The sequence below is a fragment of the Streptomyces sp. SID13666 genome (assembly GCF_010548325.1).
GTDB lineage: Bacteria > Actinomycetota > Actinomycetes > Streptomycetales > Streptomycetaceae > Actinacidiphila > Actinacidiphila fildesensis.
The window spans coordinates 133,327-150,337 of the sequence record NZ_JAAGLX010000015.1 but is presented as its reverse complement, the minus strand read 5'-3'; the positions used below and the strand labels follow the sequence as shown (position 1 = coordinate 150,337).

Sequence of the window (17,011 nt, the reverse complement as noted above, 5' to 3'; positions counted from 1 at the left end):
CTTCATAGGGCTGTGCCGACGTCGCTCCTTGTGACGTGAAGTTTCTTCAGGGCCTTGGCGACATGGTGTTCGACGGTGCGGACGGACAGGGACAGGGCTCCGGCGATGTCTTGGTTGGTGGCGCCGGTGGCGAGGAGTTGGGCCACTTGTCGTTCACGGGGGGAGAGTTCCTCCCCGTAGCTGTGGCGTCCGCGTGGGACAGGGCGTTCCTGGCCGATCTCGCGCAGGGCACGGGAGCAGCGTGCTTCATCGGCGGTTGCCCCCAGGCGCCTGTAGACGTCGGTGGCCTCCTGGAAGTACCCGGCTGCCCGGCCTGCATGGCCTAGATGTGCGGTCAGCATCGTGGTGCCGACACCTTCGGTGATGCGGGCGGCGCGGTGGACGCGGCCCAGGGCCTGGAACCGGGCCCGCGCCCGCTCCAAGCACTTGAGCGCCGCCGGCGGGTCGGTCCGGGCAGCAACCAGACCCTGGCACCACCACAGTTCCGCTGCTGCTCCCGGTGCATCGCGCCCCTCGATGCCATGCGTGGCCTCCCTGATGAGCCGGTCGGCCTCCTCCTCGAGGCCGCCGGCGAGAGCCACCTGTACCGCCGTGGGCACCAGGTCCACCGCCCACCCCCACACCCCCTTGTGCCGCAGGAGTTCCAAGGCGGGCTGCATCGTCTCCCATGCGTTCTCGCCCCGGCCCTCGGCAAGGTCGAGCCGGCCTGTCGCCGCAGAGCGCACCATTTCCCACGGGGGAAACGCCTGGTTCGTGAGCCCGGCCAGTGCGGTGAGCCGCTCGCGCGCCCGGACCCAACTCCCACGGGCAATCTCCAGGAGCGCGCGAATCAGAAAGGGTTCCACATGGAAGACGCCCTCGTCCCGGCCGTCCACCGGTGCGATGCGCTCCAGGCGCCCCTCCAGGCCGTCCCAGGCACCGCTGACGAACTCCAGGTTCAAACGGATGACCCGGCACGAATGCAACCTGCTCTGGGTCCGCGTCTGGCTCGCGAGTCTCTCCGCTTCGTCCAGCAGAGCACGGGCCCGCTCGTCGTCGCCGCGCCAGAACGCCTCGTCGGCGGCATTGTGCACGGCCCGAAAGCGTTGACGCTGAACCTCTCGGTCCTGGCTGAGACGGGGAAGCATGGCGAGCAGCTCCCGGGCCGAGGGGTCTCCGAGAGTCTCCAGCAGGGTGATCCGGCTGGCCAGCACGGTCGCCTGGGCCCCCGGGTCGCTGCTGCGGGTGATGGTGTGCACGGCCTTGTCCATCCACATCACATCCTGGGCGACTGGCGAGGAGCTGTTGCCCATGCCGAGTTGGGCCATTGCCACGGCGGCGAGGTCCGGCCGGCTGTCCAGCTCGCCGATCGCCCGCTCTGTCTCGCGGTTGAACTCGGGGACATTGGTCTGGCTCAGCAGGGTGCGCGCGAGGAGAAGACGGATCTCGCCGCGGGTCGCGATGGGCAGCACCGGATCCGCCAGGATCCGGCGCAGAGCGCTCACACTGGCGGCTTGCTCGATCCTGTGGTCGGCGATGCGGCCGAGGGCCAGGGCGACATGGCTGCGTTGACCGGGCGGCAGTGCTGGTTCTGCCAGGAGCTGCTGCAGCAGGTCTGTGGCGATGCCGTCGTCCCCAAGTTTGATCGCCTGCTCGGCGGCGGCCTGCGCCCGTGGTAGCCACGCCTGGACGTCACCATGCTGGCGGGTGTGGTGGGCGATCTGCACCAACGGAGGCGGTTCCCTGGCGATCAGAACGTCCGATGCACGCAGATGCAGCCGCTGACGCCGTGGCCCCAGAATTCCTTCGTAGACGGCCTGGCGCGCCAACGTGTGCCGGAACCCGTACTGACCGGCTGACGACTCCTGAAGGACCGCGGCCTTCAGTGCCGCGGTCAGCCCCACTTCCGCGTCCTTCTCCTCCAGCCCGGCCAGCGCCGCGAGCAGCTCCTGGGGGGCCGGCACGGCAAGCACCGCCGCCGCGTGCACTACCGCCAACGCACCCGCCTCCAAGCCCGAGAGCCGCAGATTGACCGCCTCCCGCACCGCCCGCGGCACCCCGACGCCCTCAAATACCGCCGACACCTCTCCTCGGCCCGGGCGCGACAAGCGATCGGACAACGCCAGCAGGTCCTCCTCAACGGCCAGGGGCAGGCCGCCGCTGCGCTCGAACACCTGCCGGCCCAGGGTCGATCCCGCAGTCCGGCCCAGCGCGGAGATGGTGAGGTCACGTACCTGGGCCTCGTCCAGCGGCCCGAGCCTGATGTCCCTGCCGCCCACCCCGACCGGACGCCGATAGGGCGCACCCAGCACGGATCTACCCGCAGGAAGGTCCTGTCCGCGATAGGTGATCACCAGCCGCAGCCCCTGGGGCGGGTTCGTCGCCAGCAGCCGCAGGAGTTCACAGGTCGCCTCGTCGGCCCAGTGCACGTCCTCGATCACCAGCACCAGTGAGCCCATTGCCGCCAGTACCTCATGCGCAGCGCGCATCAAACCACCCTGCACCTCGCCGAGATCGGCGGCTCCGTCAGGTGGGAGGCGGTCAGCGAGCTCGGGGAGGTATGGGACGAGCGCCCGAACTGCCGGGCTCAGCTGCGCGTCATGGGAAAGGTGGGGTGATCTGTCTCGCAGGGCCTCGATGACCGGCTCGATGGGCAGCGGCTCACGCAGCGGATGGCACCATCCCTGCAGCACCAGGACTTCGCCCCCGGCCAGAGCGGCGACCGCTTCGGTGACCAGACGGGACTTCCCGATGCCTGCCTCACCCTCGACGAATACCACCGCAGGTCCGGTGCGCACGACATCCAGCAGCGCGCGCAGCTCACGCCCACGCCCGACAAAACCGAACCCCGCAACACCATGAGCCAATGCCACTACCGCCGGTCCACCTCGGGACAATCCCCCACCGCCAATTATAGGTCGGGCCTGCTCACCCCACTCGTTCTCCGAGCGCCGTTCAGAGCGTTACCCCACCGCAGAGGGAGCCTGATCAGAGGCCGCATGCCTCTGCTGCTGCGGCCCTTTGCGTAGTTCCCCCGTACGCCGGACCGCCCCTGCTGAAATCGCGGCCCCAAGGGCCCGGGTTGACGCGTCCGTGTCTGTCGCCAGCGCTGCGATGGCTCGTGGCTCACGGGCCATCGCAGTGGCCCAGTTGCACGTGACACTTCCGGGCCGGACCCGTCGGCTCCAGGTCAGGAAGAGGACCCCGCTGGCCAGATTTTGATGTCGGAGCGCTGGTAGATACCAATGGGCCCAGTGGATCCATCACTGGGAACAGCGGGACGAAAAAGTCTTTCACTTCGCCGGAGACAGAAAGTTGCAGCAGAAAGGTGCGCGGACTACCTAGTCCACCCCCTATGCACTACCTATGGTCTGCTCGGTCACTACCCATAAATGCCGCAACATCGGTACGAGCTGTAACGGAAGTGGCCCCGGTTTCGCCTGGATCTGATCGGTGCTCTGTTCTTAGCTGAAAGAGCGACAAAGACAGGGAATGTCTCAATAAGTCCACCTGATGGCATTCCGGATATCTCCAGGTAATGGGTGAGAGACGATGAATGCCAATGGGATTCCCCGGACGGCAATGTATCTGCGGTGCTACCCGTACGACAAGTGGGAGATGAGTTCCCATCAGGGCGCCCTGATGTACCAAGCCTACAGGCTGGGGCTTCCCGAGCCCGCTGTGTTAATGGACAACGGCCACCCCTCCACGCGGCCGCTGCCTGCCCTGGAACGCCTGATCGGATTGATTGACGGCGGCGTCTACAACGTGATTTTCGTGCCCGGCCCGTTTGTGTTCTCTCTCGACGACAGGGAAGCCCGTGCGGTGGTGCGGCACATTCAGGAAGCCGGCTGCCAGATGGTGGAAATTCCGCCCCGGCGCTCGAGGACAAGGGCAGGCGAGATCGATTCTTACTAACTCGGACCCCGCGTGGGAGATGTGGGTGGGGCGGACAGTCGCCGTCCCCAATGGCCGCAGGGCCATTGTCCGTATGGCCCGCCGCGGAGCAGCCTCCGACGTTCTGTGGGCGGTGGATCCAAAAGGGACTATGCGCTGCCTCAATGTGCACCTTCAGCCCAGTAAGTACGCATCACAATCCTCGGCCAGATGCACGGAGAATCATTCTTCACTCGCATCACATAGGTAACCGGGCTCCTCGATGCACCGGCACCCCCGAAGACTCGCCGTGTGCGCCGACAGCCCAGCGGCCCCCGCCGCCGATAGGCCACCATTGTCGAAGCACGCATCGAACCGACCCGGAGCAGGCCACCCGAACACCACAGAAAGGGCCCTGCCAGGAAATCGTCAGCAGCCTATCGCCGCTGTTACCCCTACGACCCGTGGGAAATGACACCCTAGCGCCAAGAACCGCACCGCTGCGCCCACCGGCTCGGACTCATTCTGCCCGTCGTCCGTCTGAACAACCCGCCAGCTGTGGACCAGACACTTGGGCAAGCGCATCACCGTCGCCCAGTTCTCTCCAACAGCCTTGTCCTGGTTCGGTAGTTGGAATCCTGGTCGTTGATTCGCGGGACACCACCCCTTGGCATTATCGGCATCAGATACCGGCACCACACGCTTCTCGACCTGCCGTACGACTACGCCGCACTGGAGCCGGCCATCGCGGGCCAGATCCTGGAACTGCACCACGCCAGGCCGTCACGGTGACCCCAGCCAGGTTGTAGGGCTCCAGGAGCGCGGTGAAACAGGTGATGTCGTTGGTTTTGTCGGGGACGCACAACTGGGTGACAGTTCGGCCGTCGCCGGTCAGCGCTGCCAGGAGATGCGCGGCGGGCAGAGTTCCGTGACGGGAACCGCGGGCGGCTTTGCCGTCCACTGCCACGCTGTCCGACCGGGCGGACTCGGCGCCGGTCAGATCAGCGAGTCCGCCCGGGCAGGCCAGTCCGATGACCCGGCGGATCATTGCGGCGCTCGGAGCGACCCGTACGCCGAGAGCAGGCCCCGTACCGGTCCAGCCTGGTACGGGGCCACCGGCCTTCGCCTTTACTGAAGGCGAAGGCCGGGTCGAGCCGTTGTGGCTAGCGTGCGGTCAGCGCGAAGATGTGGATCTTCGTGGTGGCGGGAAGTTGGACGGTCGCGATGGTCTTGGTGGGGTCGAGGGGTATCTGGTTGAAGAAGACCCGGTAGGAGCCGCTGGTGTTGCCGTACCCGCCGGGCGTGTTGCGTCCCTGGGTGGAGAAGGCCAGGGTCGCGCCGAACTCGGTAGGGCTGGAATCCAGCCAGTTCGGGAAGCCGACGGACGCCGTGGCGGTGGTGCCGTCGGTGTAGGTGACCGTGACATCGTCGGTCACGTCGCCGGCCTCGGATCCGAGGAAGGCCAGGGTGCTGCCGCCGTGACCAGAGCCCGGGATCATCGCAGAGCCGGCGACGTTGTCGGGCGTGCCCGCGGCCACGTCCGGCCAGGCGAACGCCGTGCCCTGCACGGTCACGGTGGCCCCGGCCGTGACACCGGCCGCGGCGAGCTGCTCGGCAGAGAAACTGTTGCCGGATCCGTCGAAGTTGCCGGTCGCGACGTCGGTCTGCGAGGTGACGCCGACGTTGTCGAAGGCCGACGTCAGACTCAGCGTCCCTGCGGTGGGCGGGGACGGCGGCGTCGCGGCGCCGATGGTGAAGGTCTGCCGCGCGTTCGGTGTTCCGGGGGCACCGATGCCGGTGAGGGTGAACCTGGAGGTCGCGCTGGTGGTCGGGATGCCGGTGATACCGCCGGTGTCGGCGTTCAGCCGCAGGCCGCAGGGCAGGCGGCCCCCGGTGATCTCGTAGCGGATGATCGAGGGGACGTTCGCGGCCGGCCGCGCCTCGTACAGTTTTCCGGCCTTCATACCCGGCAGGGTGGTATTCGGAAAGCCCGGCGTGGGGACGGAGACGGTCCGCGGCGCGCCGATGTCGTTGCCGGAGGCGTTGCGCTGCTGCAGCGACCAGGACGTGCCCGGCGTGATGACGCTCAGGTGCCAGTGTGTGGACTGGTCCCGGAACTGCGCACGTTGGGAGTCGGTGAAGGCTCCGCTGTTACGGGCCGCCTCCCATTGCTTGACCGCGTCCAGCAGCAGCGATGTGTTCTGCCCGCCGGCGGTCAGGCTGGACACGGAGGTCTCGAATCCGGCGCCGGCGTTAAGGCCCGCGCCCCGCGCGAGGGTGTCCTCGACGGCGCGCAGACCGGCGTTGCCCGGCAGGGCGATCCAGCCGAGCATCCCGGGCAGGTGGTTCGCCTGGTAGTAGGCGTTGTTGAGGAACACCTGGTTCATGCTGGTGGCCCCGACCTCGCCCCAACTGGCCCGGGACAGCCCGTCCCAGATGTTGGAGCCCATCCGGCTGGTCTCGGAGATGAAGCCGTCCTGGGCATGCCGCTGCGCGAAGGCCCCGTTCACCATGCGGGCCATGCCGTACTGGCCCCAGCCGGAATCCGAGGCGGACTCCAGCCCGTCGAAAGAGGTCGCCGTGATGCCGGTGGTGTTCCAGATGGTGGCGAACCGGGTGGCGATCGCGTCGATCATGTTCAGATCGCCGTAGGCCCCGCCGTAGCCGTTCATCTGTACCCGGTGGACGGTGGCGGCCGTGGAATGGGAGACCGCGGCCGACGACCACTGGGCACGGGCCAGCCCGGTCACCTGGCACTCGCCGCCGACCGTGCTGGACCCGGTGTAGGTCAGGAACTCGTTGTCGACCAGCAGCCGCTTGCCCTGCAGGCCCCCGGCCAGCGGGGCGCAGTTCGCCATGGAGAGCGACGTGTCGCCGGAGGCCAGGGGCCGGGTCAGCGTGGCGCTCTGCCCGCGTGCGAGATCCGGGCTGGGCGACGGCCTGACATAAAGATCGTTGGTGTCGATGAAGTTCGACAGCGTGTGCGCGCCCACTGCCACGCCGTTGGACCTGGAAGTGTTCACCAAGGTGGTCGCGGCCGCGTCGCTGCCACCGAAGCTGGAGTTGAACTGGTAGTGCCCGGCCGCCCGCCAGGGGCCGTCGGACCCGGGCAGGGAGTAGATCATGTCGATGCCGGCGGACTTGGCGAACTGGTCGGCCGTCCCGACGTTGCCGGTGTTCAGGTCCGACAGGACGAAGATGGACTTGGAGGTCGCCTGCGCCGCCTTCTGCCACTGCCCGTTGATCGTCGGGTAGGGCAGGTTCTGGTCCTGGGCGATCGCCGACAGCACGGTCGGCGCGAGATCCGGTGTGGTGCCGAACAGCGCGATCCTCGACCCGACGATCCCGCCTCCGCGGGGCAACGGCCCGACCGGTATCCGGTAGCCGGAATCGTTCAGCCGTAGGCGCTGCTTGGTGTAGTCGAAGGTGAAGGCGCGCAGCAGGCTCCCCCACGGGGTGCGGCCGCCGACGCTCCACTGCTCCAGCGGGGCCACCTGCAGGTTGGAGGGATTGTTCGACACCTCGCTCTGCCAGCCCATGCCCGTGTCCTCGCGTGGCCAGCCACCCTCGGTGCGGTCGTTGAGCACCTTCATCCCCGCGGAGAATCCGCCGTTGCCCGCGATGCCGACCGACTCCCCGAGCGTGCCGGTGAGCGTGGTCGCCAACGGACCCCACAGCAGGGACTGCACATCAGCGGTGCGCGGCGCCTTGACTCTCGTGGCGGTGAACGTCGCATACGTCGCGCGGTCGTTCACCGCCACATCGACCTCGGTGCCGGCCGCCGGGTTCTTGAACGCCAGCAAGCTGCCCGATCGTTGCAGTGCCGTCGGCTTCACCTGCTGTCCATCGATGACCAGGCTGACCAGGGGAGCGGTGCCGTGCCCGGCCACCAGGTAGTCCCGGCCGTTGCGGGCGTCGACCAGGCTCGTGACCGCACCCGTGCCGTCCAGTCCCACGCGCAGGTATCCGGCGTTCAGGTGGACACCGCCGGAACCGCCCGGGCCGGCCGCCGCCGCCACGCTCCCGGCGCCTGCCGCGGTCAGCCCGGCGGCCATCAGGCCGGCGGCCGCGAGCGTGGCCACCAGGGGGGCGGTGAGTTTTCGTCTCGGAGTCATACGTGATGCGTCCTTCCTCGGACGAGGATGTGATCTTCACGGGGTGTGGGGTGCGGTGGTGTCTCCCGCCGCGGTTATGGAGGTTCGGCGGACGCTTTCAGGACCTGCCGGCGGTCAGAGGTCGACGACCGTCCCGGCGTGCCGTGCCCGCTCAGCGGCGAACACCACGCGATGGCTGGCCAGGCTGGCGTCGATCCCGGAGACGATCAGTTCGGGGCGGCCGTCCTGCAGGGCGTCGACGTAGGCGTTGAACATCGCCTCGTCGCCGCCGGCATGGCCCTCGGCCGCCGAGGAGCCGTCGAGTGAGGTGTCGATGACAGTGGTGCGTTCGGTGAGGAAGTCGTAGACCTCGATACGGCGGCCGTCGCCACTGAGCTGCCCGCGGGTGCCGAAGATCTTCGTATGCCGGTTCTCCAGCGGGGTGAACGCGGTCAGGACGAATGAGGCGGTCACGGCGTTGTCGAACTCCAGGTTCACCACCTGGTGGTCCGGGACGTCATTGTCGCTGAAGTAGACGCAGCGGCCGTACGGTCCTTCGGTCAGTGCCTCGGTCACTGCCTCTTCGGTCAGCTCCCCGGCCGTCGTGATCCGGGTGAAGTACTGCTTGGTGCCGCCGTTGCGCAGCCCTGTCCGATAGAGCCGGGGGGCGGAGAAGGCGCACGAGGATTCCAGCGGGCAGGTGACACAGCGTTCGGTGGCGCCGGCGGGGGCGGATTCGGGACGGAAGTGGGTGAGCGACCCGAACGAGGACACACGCCGGACCGGTCGGCCGACGATGTCTGCGAGCCAGTCGATGTCGTGGCACGCCTTGGCCAGCAGCAGCGAAGAGGCATGGTCCTCGCGCCGCCAGTTGCCGCGGACGAAGGAGTGGGCGAAGTGGTAGTAGCCGATCGGCTCCAGATGTTGCAGGGAGACGATGTCGCCGATCGCGCCTTCCAGGAGGATCTGCTTCAGGGCGACGGTGTAGGGGGTGTAGCGCATGACGTGCGACAGGGCCAGTGCTGTGCCGTTGCGCCGTACGGCCTGGGCGATGGCGTCGCAGCCCTCTTCCGTGGTGGCCATCGGCTTCTCCAGCAGAAGGTGATAGCCCAGGTCCGCCAGTGCGACGGCCGCCTCGACGTGGTCCGCGTCCTGGACCGCGACGATCGCGACGTCGGCCAGCCGCGGACGATCGAGCAGGTGGCGCCAGTCGGTGAAGCAGTGCTCGTCGTCGAGGCCGTGCTGGGCGGCGAACGCCGTGCGGACGCTGTCCCGGAGTTCGGCGACGGCCACCACGCGGGTTCGGTCCGGACGCTTGGCGGCCAGGTCGGCGTAGGCCGAGCCACGGGCCCCCGCGCCGAGCACCGCCAGCGACAAGGGACGGCCGAGGGGCGCGGCCAGGCTCCCGGTGAGGAACGGCGCGGAGTCCTGGGCGCCACTGGCGGGCACGGCGGAACGGTTCACAATTACTCCCGTTGAGCTGTCTGGTCGGTGGAGGGAGGGGACGGGGGCAACGGGGGTCATCCCTTGGTCGCCCCGCCGGTCAGGCCCTTGACGAAGTGGCGCTGGAACGTCAGATAGAAGACGAGGATGGGGAGGGTGGCCAGGAACATCAGCGCGAAGACCGCCCCGAAGTCCGACTGGTGTTCCCCGATCGCGCGGTAGATGCCGACGGTGACGGTGGTGCCGTTCGCCGGGCCCAGGATGATGAGGGGGTTGAGGAAGTCGTTCCAGATCCAGACCCCGAGGAAGATCAGAACGGAGGCGGAGGCCGGCCGCAGCAGCGGGAACACGACTTGCCAGAAGATCCGGAATCGCCCGGCGCCGTCCAGGGCGGCGGCTTCCTCCAGTTCGATCGGGATGGTCTTGACGAAGCCCGTGAAGACGAACACGCCGAAGGGCACGTAGTAGCCGACGTTGACGAGCACCAGGCCCGGGATGGTGGTCATGAGCCCGAGTGCGCGCAGCACTTCGGTCACCGGTTCCAGGATCACCGAGGGCGGGATCATCAGCCCGAACAGCAGGGTCGCCAGCACCGCCTTGGCCCAGACGCCGTCGGTGCGGGCCAGGTAGTGGCCGAGCATGGCGGAGACGATCGTCAGGACCGTGATGGACAGGGCGGTGACCTCGACGCTGTTGACCAGGCCGTACCAGAACAGGTGGTCGGGACGGGACAGCACCTGGTCGATCGAGGACAGCGTCGGCGGGATCGGCAGGCTCACGGGGTGCGCGGTGATGTCCGAGCCCCGCTTGAACACATTGACCAGGACCAGGTAGAGCGGGAGGAAGAACACGGTCGTGACGAACAGCGCCGCCACCGGTCGGAACCAGGAGGACCGCTCGGAGGCGTTCACAGGCTGACCTCCCGCCGCTGCAGGACGCGGAGCGCGACCACCGAGATGCCGGCGATGATGGCGAGCATCATGGTGGCCATCGCCGCGCCGTACCCGATGTGGTTGCCGGTGAACGTGGTCTGTACGACCTCGAAGGCGACCGTGGAGGTGGTGCCGTTGCCCGGACCGCCGTTGGTGATGACCTGGATCTGGTCGTAGGCCTTGAACCCGGTGATCAGCAGCATGACCGTGTTGATCGTCAGCGCCGGCGCCAGCATCGGCCAGGTGACGTTCCGGAACCTCGTCCACGGTCCGGCACCGTCGATCGAGGCTGCCTCGTGCAGTTCGGCCGGTATCCCGGCGAGACCTGCCAGATAGACGACCACGCAGAATCCGAGCATCTGCCAGGTGATGATGAACGCCACCGAGTACAGGGCGATGTCGGGATCGGACAGCCAGCCCGGCGGGTGGTGGACGCCGAGCTTCTTCAGCATCGAGTTCAGCAGGCCGTCGTCGGTAAGGATGGCCTGCCAGACCACGGAGACCACCACCGAGGACAACACGACGGGGGTGAAGAACACCGAGCGCAGCACGTTGTAGAACCAGCCGCTCCGGTCGAGCAACTGGGCGATCACCAGACCGAGGACGTTGGCGGCGACCGTGATGATCACGGTCACGGTGACGGTGTTCTTCAGCGCACCGGTGAAGTCGGCGTCGGAGAACAACCGGGTGTAGTTCCGCATGCCGACCCACCTGGTCGGCGGGTTTGCCGGGTTGCGGTTGGTCAGACTGGTGCCGACCGTCATCGCGATCGGCACCAGCACGAAGGCGAGGTAGACGACAATCCCGGGGGCGCCGAAGGTCAGGAAGTGCCACACCTTGGACCAGCGGGCGGATCGCCTCCTGGTCGGACCGGCACCCGGGGCGCCGCGGGTGGGCGCGCCCGGGGGCGCGAGTGTCGCGGTCATGTCTGTCATCTCCTCGTTCCTGGTCTTACGGGTGCTGGGGACTCGGGCTACTGGTTGGCCTTGGCCCACTCGGAGTCGAGGAACGCCCCGAAGTCCGCCGCCGACTTCTTGCCGTTGATCAGGTCGGCGACCCCGGCGGCGGCCTTGTCCGCGACGCCGGCCGGCAGCGAGCCGTCGCCGGTCTCGATCGAGAAGGCGTTGACGATCGCGTTCTGCTTCACTGCCTGCTGGTACACGGCGAGGGTGGCGTCGTAGACCGGGCCCATACCGGCCGGCGGCGTGTAGTCCTTCAGCGCGATGATCGAGCCGTCGGTCCTGACCGAGGCGTCGAGCGAGGTCTTGTCGAGCATGAACGCCAGCGCCCACTTCTGGGCCAGCGCGACATTGGCGGCCTTGGAGGACACGGACATGCCGCCGCCGGTGTAGGCGGGAACGACCAGGGAGCCGTCGTCGGAGGGCCAGGCGAACACACCGATGTCGAAATCGGGCTTCTTGGCATCCGCGGAGGCGGCAAACCACGAACCCATCGGGTACATCGCGCCCTTGTTGTCGCGGAACGCCTGTTCGTCATCGGCGTAGGAGCGGGACAGGCCCGCAGTGTCGACGTAGCCCCTCTTCGCCAGGTCCGAGACCTTCTCCGCGGCCTTGACGAAGGCCGGGTCGGTGAACTTCGCCGACCCCTTCTCCTTCCGCGACAGCCAGTCGGGGGTCTTTTGGTACGTGTCGGTGGCCACCGCGCCGATCAGCGGGTACATGTCGGCCCAGGTGTCCTTGCCGCCGCCGCCCACCACGAACGGGTTGATGCCCTTGGCTTTCAACTTGGCGCAGTCGTTCAGCAGTTCCTGGTACGTCTTCGGCGGTGCGCCGATCCCGGCGTGGGCGAAGTCGGTCTTGTTGTAGTACACCAGCGGCGTCGGCTGGGTGTTGTACGGAAGTTGGTAGATCTTTCCGCCGATCGGGTTGGAGTGCGGCGACACGAAGTCGGCGAGCTGCTGGTCGCTCCACGGCGCGAGCTGGCCGGCCTGTGCGAACCCGTTCGGCGACACCGCGATCATGATGTCCGCCAGTTGGCCGGAGGCTGCGAGTTGCTTGGCGTAGCCGGCTCGGTCCGCCGAGGGGGCGACGAGCTTCTTGATGGTGACGCCGGGCACCTTCGCCGAGGCTCGGGCGATCGCGTCGTCCCAGTACTTCGCGTTCAGGTTCGGGGTCTCGAACGTCAGGAACGTCAGCGTGATGCTCCCCTTCGTGCCGCCGTCCGCGCCCGACGACTTGTCGCCGCCGGCCGCGCAGCCCGACAGGACCAGTGCTGTCGCCAGACCCGTAGTGGCCAGGGTGACCAATCTGCGTCTCATGGAACTCTCCCTCCATCGTGCTTGAATAGATAACAAGAGTTGTTTAACATTTGGGTGATGAACATAGCGCCGCGCTCCAACCGGTTGTCAAGGGGTGCGCTGCACGACAAGCTCCGAACGGGAGGAAAAGGTTCAGATGCGAATCAAGGGCGGGGACCCGTCGGCACTGCGCAGGCGGAACTTGGCGACGATGCTGGGCAGGATGTACGGGCAGGGGGCCCAGACGGTCACCGAACTCGCCCGCTCCACGGGACTGTCGCGGCCGACCTGCGAGGAGGGCGTGATAGAGCTCGTGGCCCAGGGCTGGGCGACGGAAGTCGCACCCCCGGACCCGACGGCAGCGCGGCAGCCGGGGCGCCCGGCCAAGCGGTACGAGTTCAACGCCCAGGCGGGCCGGGTATTGGGCGTGGACGTCGGCGCCCACAAGATCCTCGTGACGGTGGCTGACCTGCGAGGCAAGGTGACTTCGGTGCGGCGTACCGAGGTCGATCCGGCCCTGGCCGCCAAGGAACGGCTGGCCGCCATGGGCGACGCGGTCACCGCCTGCCTGGCCGCCTCTGCTCCCTCCGCCGACCGCAACCCGCTACTGGCGGCCGTGATCGCCTCCCCGGGGATCATCGACGCCGAAGGCCGCGTTTTGCTGTCCAATGTGCTGCCGGAGTGGACGGGACTGAACCTCGCGGAGGAGCTCGCCCGGATCCTGGGCCCTGGCAGCGTCGACGGGCCGATCCGCGCCGAGAACGACATGCGCCTGGCCGCTCTGGCCGAACAGTGGAAGGGCGTCGCCGCCGGTGTCCCCGACCTGGTGTACATCCACGCGGGCCACCGGATGGGCGCGGCGGTCATCATCGACGGCAAGCCCTACCGCGGCCGCCGGGGCGCGGCCGGCGAGATCGGCACCCTCGGCCTCCTGGACTGGGGCAACAGCTACCGCCGACTGCTGTCCTATGTCCCCGACAGCACGACGGGCGACGCGACGCTGCGCGTCTTCACCGACCTGCGCGACGGCAACGACCGGGCCAGGGAACTCGTCGACCGCTTCGCCCGCGACCTGGCCACCGGAGTGGCCGTCATGTCGATGACCCTCGACCCGTCGCTGGTCGTCGTCGGCGGCGGTATCTCCCGGGCCGGGGACGACATCACCGCACCCGTCCGCCGACACCTGACGGATCTGTGCCTGTTCCCGCCGGACGTCGAAGCCTCCAGCCTCGGCGACGAATCCGTCGCGCTCGGCGCCGTACGCCACGGACTCCAGCAAGTGGAGGAGCGCCTGTTCGGGCTGATCCCGTCCTCCACCTGACAACCGGTCAGAATTGCTCGCCCCGACGACGTGCGACCAGCGCGTCGCGACTTCCGCATGCTCGCCCACCCCTGACGTCTCACCCCCCAGCTCACGAGCGTTGTTGACAGTCGTGGGCCTTGAACATGGCGAAGACCTCCGGTGTGGTGGAGCTGTCTAGGAACAACCACGCCCGGAGGCCTTCGTGCCCACCGTAATGCCCGGCTGACCGTCTTCGGGAGACGGCTGCTGGGCTGCACGACCGCTCCAGCCGCCCGCGCACGACCCCGCACCGCACGCCGGCCGCGGTCGAGGCGAGGGTGTGTGCACTGCGGCAGGCCCGCAAGCTGGGACCGGCCCGGATCGGACCGATCCTGGACCTGCCCGCCTCGACCGTCCACCGGATCCTGACCCGTCACCACCTGCACCGCCTCGCGTGGCTCGACCGGCCCACCGGCACCCTCATCCGCCGCTACGAACGCGAACGGCCCGGCGAACTCATCCACATCGATGTCAAGAAGCTCGGCCGGATTCCCGACGGCGGCGGCCGCACGGTCCGAGGCTGCGACGCCGGCAGGCCCTGTGGGGTTCCAAAAGTCCTCACATGCGCTGAGCTGGGGTTTTCCACTGGCTGGGCGGTCTTATTCGGGCGGTGTCGTGGTACTCGTGGATCAGTCCGCCGAGGATGTCGTGGCGCTGGATCCGCCGGGCGGGGAATGGGATCACGTCGGGTCGTCCAGGGGTGCCCGAAGCTCCCGGGCTCGGTGCGGACGCCCAGCATTGTAGTGGTCGGCGTACTCCGCCAGGACACGGCGCAGGTGCGGTTCGTCGTGGACAAGTAGGCGGTCGGTGCACTCGGCCCGCGCGGTGCGGACAAACCGTTCCGCGTGTGCATTCATCTTCGGAGCCTGCGGCGCACGTTGGGTGAGGCATGCGGCGGCACAGGAGCCTTGCTGGGTTTTCCATCCTGCGGCACTGAGCCGGAGGCTCTGGTCGATGTCGGGGCCATTCGCCTGACAGCGACCCGGCGGCTTCGGTAGTCCTGGGTTGTGAGGTATGCGCAGGGCGGCGAGTTGACCGACGCTGAGATGGCCGTGCGGGAGCGAATCCGGCTGTCGGCCGTGGAACGCTTCGAGGGCGGGGAGAAGAACCGGGAGATCGCGGGCGCGCTACGGGTGTCCGAGCGGTCGGTGGAACGCTGGCGCCGGCAGTGGCGTGAGGGCGGTGAGTGCGGGGTCCTGTCAAAGGGTTCGCCGGGACGGCCGAGGCTGAGTGACAGGCAAATCGCCAGGCTGGGGAGTGAGTTGGAGCGCGGGCCGCTGGCGCATGGCTGGGATGACCAGCGATGGACCGGCCAGAGGACAGGCTCCTCCCCCAGCAAGCGCCGCTGCGGTATCGGCTCATGCGGATATTTCCGGTCGGCCGGCTGCTGGCGGGCAACTGTGGGCCGGCTGGCACCGCCGCCTCAGGTGACCGGCGGCTCGTTGCAGTCCGGTCCCTCATCAGGATCCGGGGCGCAGCGACCGGAGCTTGTCCGCGACGTCGTAGACGTTCAGGCGCAGGGCGCGGATGTCGTTGATGAGGTCGCGCCACGGCTCGAACGTGTCGTCCACGTCGTTGCCGGAGGCTCTGATGTAGGCGACGGCGACGCCATAGGCGAAGTACTCGTTGCGTGCCGGGAGCGGGCGCAGGAGCACGATCTGCTCCAGGAGGGCTGCGGCGCGCCAGTACGCGTCGGGTTCGTCGGCGGCCAGCGCCGGGGTGTTCACCCGGTGCCGGGCGACCGCGGCGACCAGGCCCGAGTAGTCCAGCACTCCCAGGTCCTTACCCAGGAGTTCCTCCTGTCGGTCCAGGAGCCACCGGATGTCGATGTGCAGGTCCAAGGGTCAGGCCGCCCGGCGCGTCGCTGACGACGAAAGGCCGCCGAACTCGGCGTCGAAGGCTTCGGCGATGCCCGGACGACCCACGGCTTCTCGGAACGCCACGGTCGCCCGGCCAAGAGCGAGCTGGTTCTCCTCCTCGATCGCCAGCTCCGCCAGATAGGCACGCACACTCTTGCCCTGCGCGGCAGCGACAGCGGCGAAGCGGTCCCTGGTCTGCGAGTCGATCTTCACAGTCGTGTCAGCCATGCCCCCAGTATGCACCTCTGCATACCTTTGCGAATACCCCCTCGGGAGCAGCGCATATACGGCCATTCCAAAGCCCTTACCAACGCTTACGGCTCGCGCGGCCAGGTCACCATCGCCGACCACAACACCACTTCCTTGTGATCGTCCAGCTCAGCGAGTCGGAAGGGTCGCAGACCACTGTGAAGCTGGGGCTGTTCATCGACAACTGTCGGCGGCGGGCCGACAAGCTCAGCCCGAGCAGCACGCGGAGCTCACCGATCTGGGGCGGCAGCCGTCCACTGGAACACACCCACAGGCCACCCAGACCGGCGGATGGGAGTCTTACAACGTGGTGCCCGATTGAGATCGCGCCGTGCTGGCCTGGTGGGTCGGCTGGTGGGCGATCACCTCTCGGCGGCGCGGTCGGAGACCAGGCCGGCCACGGCGGCGTAGGTCTCGGCGAAGTACTCGCGGCGACCGATGTACCTCTGGAGGGGCCGCCACTGCTTATGTTCGGCGTTGGTGTGCTCGAAGCAGATTCGTTCCGATGACTGCTGATGGCGGGCCGTGTTCCAGGCTGCGACGTCTTCGGGCGGCGCGTCCTTCCTCGGCTTGAGCGGTGGGGGCCTGGACCTGGTCGGGGAACTGCTTGGCCAGTCCCCGGTAACCGCACCGACCTTGGCCTTGACCTGCGGGTACCGCTCAAACAGGTCGCAGATCCCCTCGGTCTTCACAGCCGTCTGGTCGTGCATGCGACCGGGCCGGAACGCCCCGGCCCACAGGGTACGGCCCTTCTCGTCGGCGATGACGGTGGCCTTCTTGAAGCCGCAGATCGGGACAGCCTGACACGGCGAAGCCACGGGCAGCCAGTAGCGGGCGGACCTCGTGGACAGCCCGGGTGATCGTGCAGCGGTCCGCGCCGTAGAGCACGGCCAGCGCTGCGTGTGGGAGTTCCAAACGCAGGATGACCAAAGTAGCGATGACGCGGTCGGCGAACACCAGTTGGTGACGGGGTCCTGCTC

At 68.0% G+C, this 17,011-nt stretch carries 13 protein-coding genes and 3 pseudogenes; 5 read left to right on the top strand and 11 right to left on the bottom strand.

Features of this window, described 5'->3' with window-relative positions:
• Positions 1–2: 2 nt before the first annotated feature.
• Positions 3–2,852, bottom strand: coding sequence for a LuxR family transcriptional regulator (locus tag G3I60_RS21030; RefSeq protein WP_164294517.1), 2,850 nt, complete (start codon positions 2,850–2,852; stop codon positions 3–5).
• A 679-nt stretch (positions 2,853–3,531) separates the two neighbouring features.
• On the opposite strand from G3I60_RS21030, the gene G3I60_RS21025 reads away from it, so the two are divergent.
• Together G3I60_RS21025 and G3I60_RS47090 are read left to right on the top strand one after the other, a co-directional pair.
• Positions 3,532–3,897: a hypothetical protein gene (locus tag G3I60_RS21025; RefSeq protein ID WP_164294516.1), complete on the top strand. Its 366-nt coding sequence runs from the start codon at positions 3,532–3,534 to the stop codon at positions 3,895–3,897.
• Between the two features lie 588 nt (positions 3,898–4,485).
• Complete coding sequence (locus G3I60_RS47090) at positions 4,486–4,647, top strand: hypothetical protein (protein ID WP_369334866.1); 162 nt, start codon at positions 4,486–4,488, stop codon at positions 4,645–4,647.
• A 371-nt stretch (positions 4,648–5,018) separates the two neighbouring features.
• On the opposite strand, the gene G3I60_RS21015 is transcribed toward G3I60_RS47090, so the two are convergent.
• The 5 genes from G3I60_RS21015 to G3I60_RS20995 form a co-directional block, all read right to left on the bottom strand.
• A complete protein-coding gene (locus G3I60_RS21015; RefSeq protein WP_164607622.1) occupies positions 5,019–7,970 on the bottom strand; it encodes a putative Ig domain-containing protein in 2,952 nt (983 codons plus the stop codon).
• Positions 7,971–8,084: 114 nt separating this feature from the next.
• Complete coding sequence (locus G3I60_RS21010; protein WP_343241077.1) at positions 8,085–9,413, bottom strand: Gfo/Idh/MocA family oxidoreductase; 1,329 nt, start codon at positions 9,411–9,413, stop codon at positions 8,085–8,087.
• A 56-nt stretch (positions 9,414–9,469) separates the two neighbouring features.
• Positions 9,470–10,303, bottom strand: coding sequence for a carbohydrate ABC transporter permease (locus G3I60_RS21005; RefSeq protein WP_164294513.1), 834 nt, complete (start codon positions 10,301–10,303; stop codon positions 9,470–9,472).
• The gene (locus G3I60_RS21000; protein ID WP_203673412.1) at positions 10,300–11,250 is read right to left on the bottom strand and encodes a carbohydrate ABC transporter permease; all 951 of its coding nucleotides are present in this window, start codon (positions 11,248–11,250) and stop codon (positions 10,300–10,302) included. Before G3I60_RS21000 ends, G3I60_RS21005 begins: the two co-directional genes overlap by 4 nt.
• Before the next feature lie 47 nt (positions 11,251–11,297).
• Positions 11,298–12,602, bottom strand: a complete 1,305-nt coding sequence (locus G3I60_RS20995) for an ABC transporter substrate-binding protein (RefSeq protein ID WP_164294511.1) — start codon at positions 12,600–12,602, stop codon at positions 11,298–11,300.
• A gap of 136 nt (positions 12,603–12,738) precedes the next feature.
• Here G3I60_RS20995 and G3I60_RS20990 point away from each other — a divergent pair, with 136 nt between their 5' ends.
• Both G3I60_RS20990 and G3I60_RS20985 read left to right on the top strand, forming a co-directional pair.
• Positions 12,739–13,902 carry an ROK family protein gene (locus tag G3I60_RS20990; RefSeq protein WP_164294510.1) on the top strand — a complete coding sequence of 388 codons (1,164 nt, stop codon included), beginning with the start codon at positions 12,739–12,741 and terminating at the stop codon, positions 13,900–13,902.
• Between the two features lie 230 nt (positions 13,903–14,132).
• Positions 14,133–14,429 (top strand): annotated as a pseudogene (locus tag G3I60_RS20985) (IS481 family transposase); the annotation flags it as partial.
• 174 nt (positions 14,430–14,603) lie between these two features.
• Here the strand turns inward: G3I60_RS20985 and G3I60_RS20980 are convergent.
• The gene (locus G3I60_RS20980; protein ID WP_164294509.1) at positions 14,604–14,780 is read right to left on the bottom strand and encodes an integrase core domain-containing protein; all 177 of its coding nucleotides are present in this window, start codon (positions 14,778–14,780) and stop codon (positions 14,604–14,606) included.
• A 189-nt stretch (positions 14,781–14,969) separates the two neighbouring features.
• On the opposite strand from G3I60_RS20980, the pseudogene G3I60_RS45570 reads away from it, so the two are divergent.
• Positions 14,970–15,158 (top strand): annotated as a pseudogene (locus G3I60_RS45570) (helix-turn-helix domain-containing protein); the annotation flags it as partial.
• A gap of 225 nt (positions 15,159–15,383) precedes the next feature.
• Here the strand turns inward: G3I60_RS45570 and G3I60_RS20970 are convergent.
• The 4 genes and pseudogenes from G3I60_RS20970 to G3I60_RS46835 all read right to left on the bottom strand — a co-directional run.
• Positions 15,384–15,764 carry a toxin Doc gene (locus G3I60_RS20970; RefSeq protein WP_164294508.1) on the bottom strand — a complete coding sequence of 127 codons (381 nt, stop codon included), beginning with the start codon at positions 15,762–15,764 and terminating at the stop codon, positions 15,384–15,386.
• A gap of 3 nt (positions 15,765–15,767) precedes the next feature.
• Positions 15,768–16,010 carry an antitoxin MazE7 gene (locus G3I60_RS20965; protein WP_164294507.1) on the bottom strand — a complete coding sequence of 81 codons (243 nt, stop codon included), beginning with the start codon at positions 16,008–16,010 and terminating at the stop codon, positions 15,768–15,770.
• Positions 16,011–16,393: 383 nt separating this feature from the next.
• Entirely contained in the window at positions 16,394–16,849 is a 456-nt protein-coding gene (locus tag G3I60_RS45565; protein ID WP_343241107.1) for a transposase, read from the bottom strand.
• A gap of 55 nt (positions 16,850–16,904) precedes the next feature.
• Positions 16,905–16,988: pseudogene (locus G3I60_RS46835) on the bottom strand (hypothetical protein); the annotation flags it as partial.
• Positions 16,989–17,011: the final 23 nt, after the last annotated feature.

Coding starts and splice junctions, on each gene's coding strand:
- G3I60_RS21025 (WP_164294516.1), top strand. CDS start 3,532: ATGAATGCCAATGGGATTCCCCGGACGGCAATGTATCTGCGGTGCTAC.
- G3I60_RS21015 (WP_164607622.1), bottom strand. CDS start 7,970: ATGACTCCGAGACGAAAACTCACCGCCCCCCTGGTGGCCACGCTCGCG.
- G3I60_RS21000 (WP_203673412.1), bottom strand. CDS start 11,250: ATGACCGCGACACTCGCGCCCCCGGGCGCGCCCACCCGCGGCGCCCCG.
- G3I60_RS20995 (WP_164294511.1), bottom strand. CDS start 12,602: ATGAGACGCAGATTGGTCACCCTGGCCACTACGGGTCTGGCGACAGCA.
- G3I60_RS20990 (WP_164294510.1), top strand. CDS start 12,739: ATGCGAATCAAGGGCGGGGACCCGTCGGCACTGCGCAGGCGGAACTTG.
- G3I60_RS20980 (WP_164294509.1), bottom strand. CDS start 14,780: ATGAATGCACACGCGGAACGGTTTGTCCGCACCGCGCGGGCCGAGTGC.
- G3I60_RS20965 (WP_164294507.1), bottom strand. CDS start 16,010: ATGGCTGACACGACTGTGAAGATCGACTCGCAGACCAGGGACCGCTTC.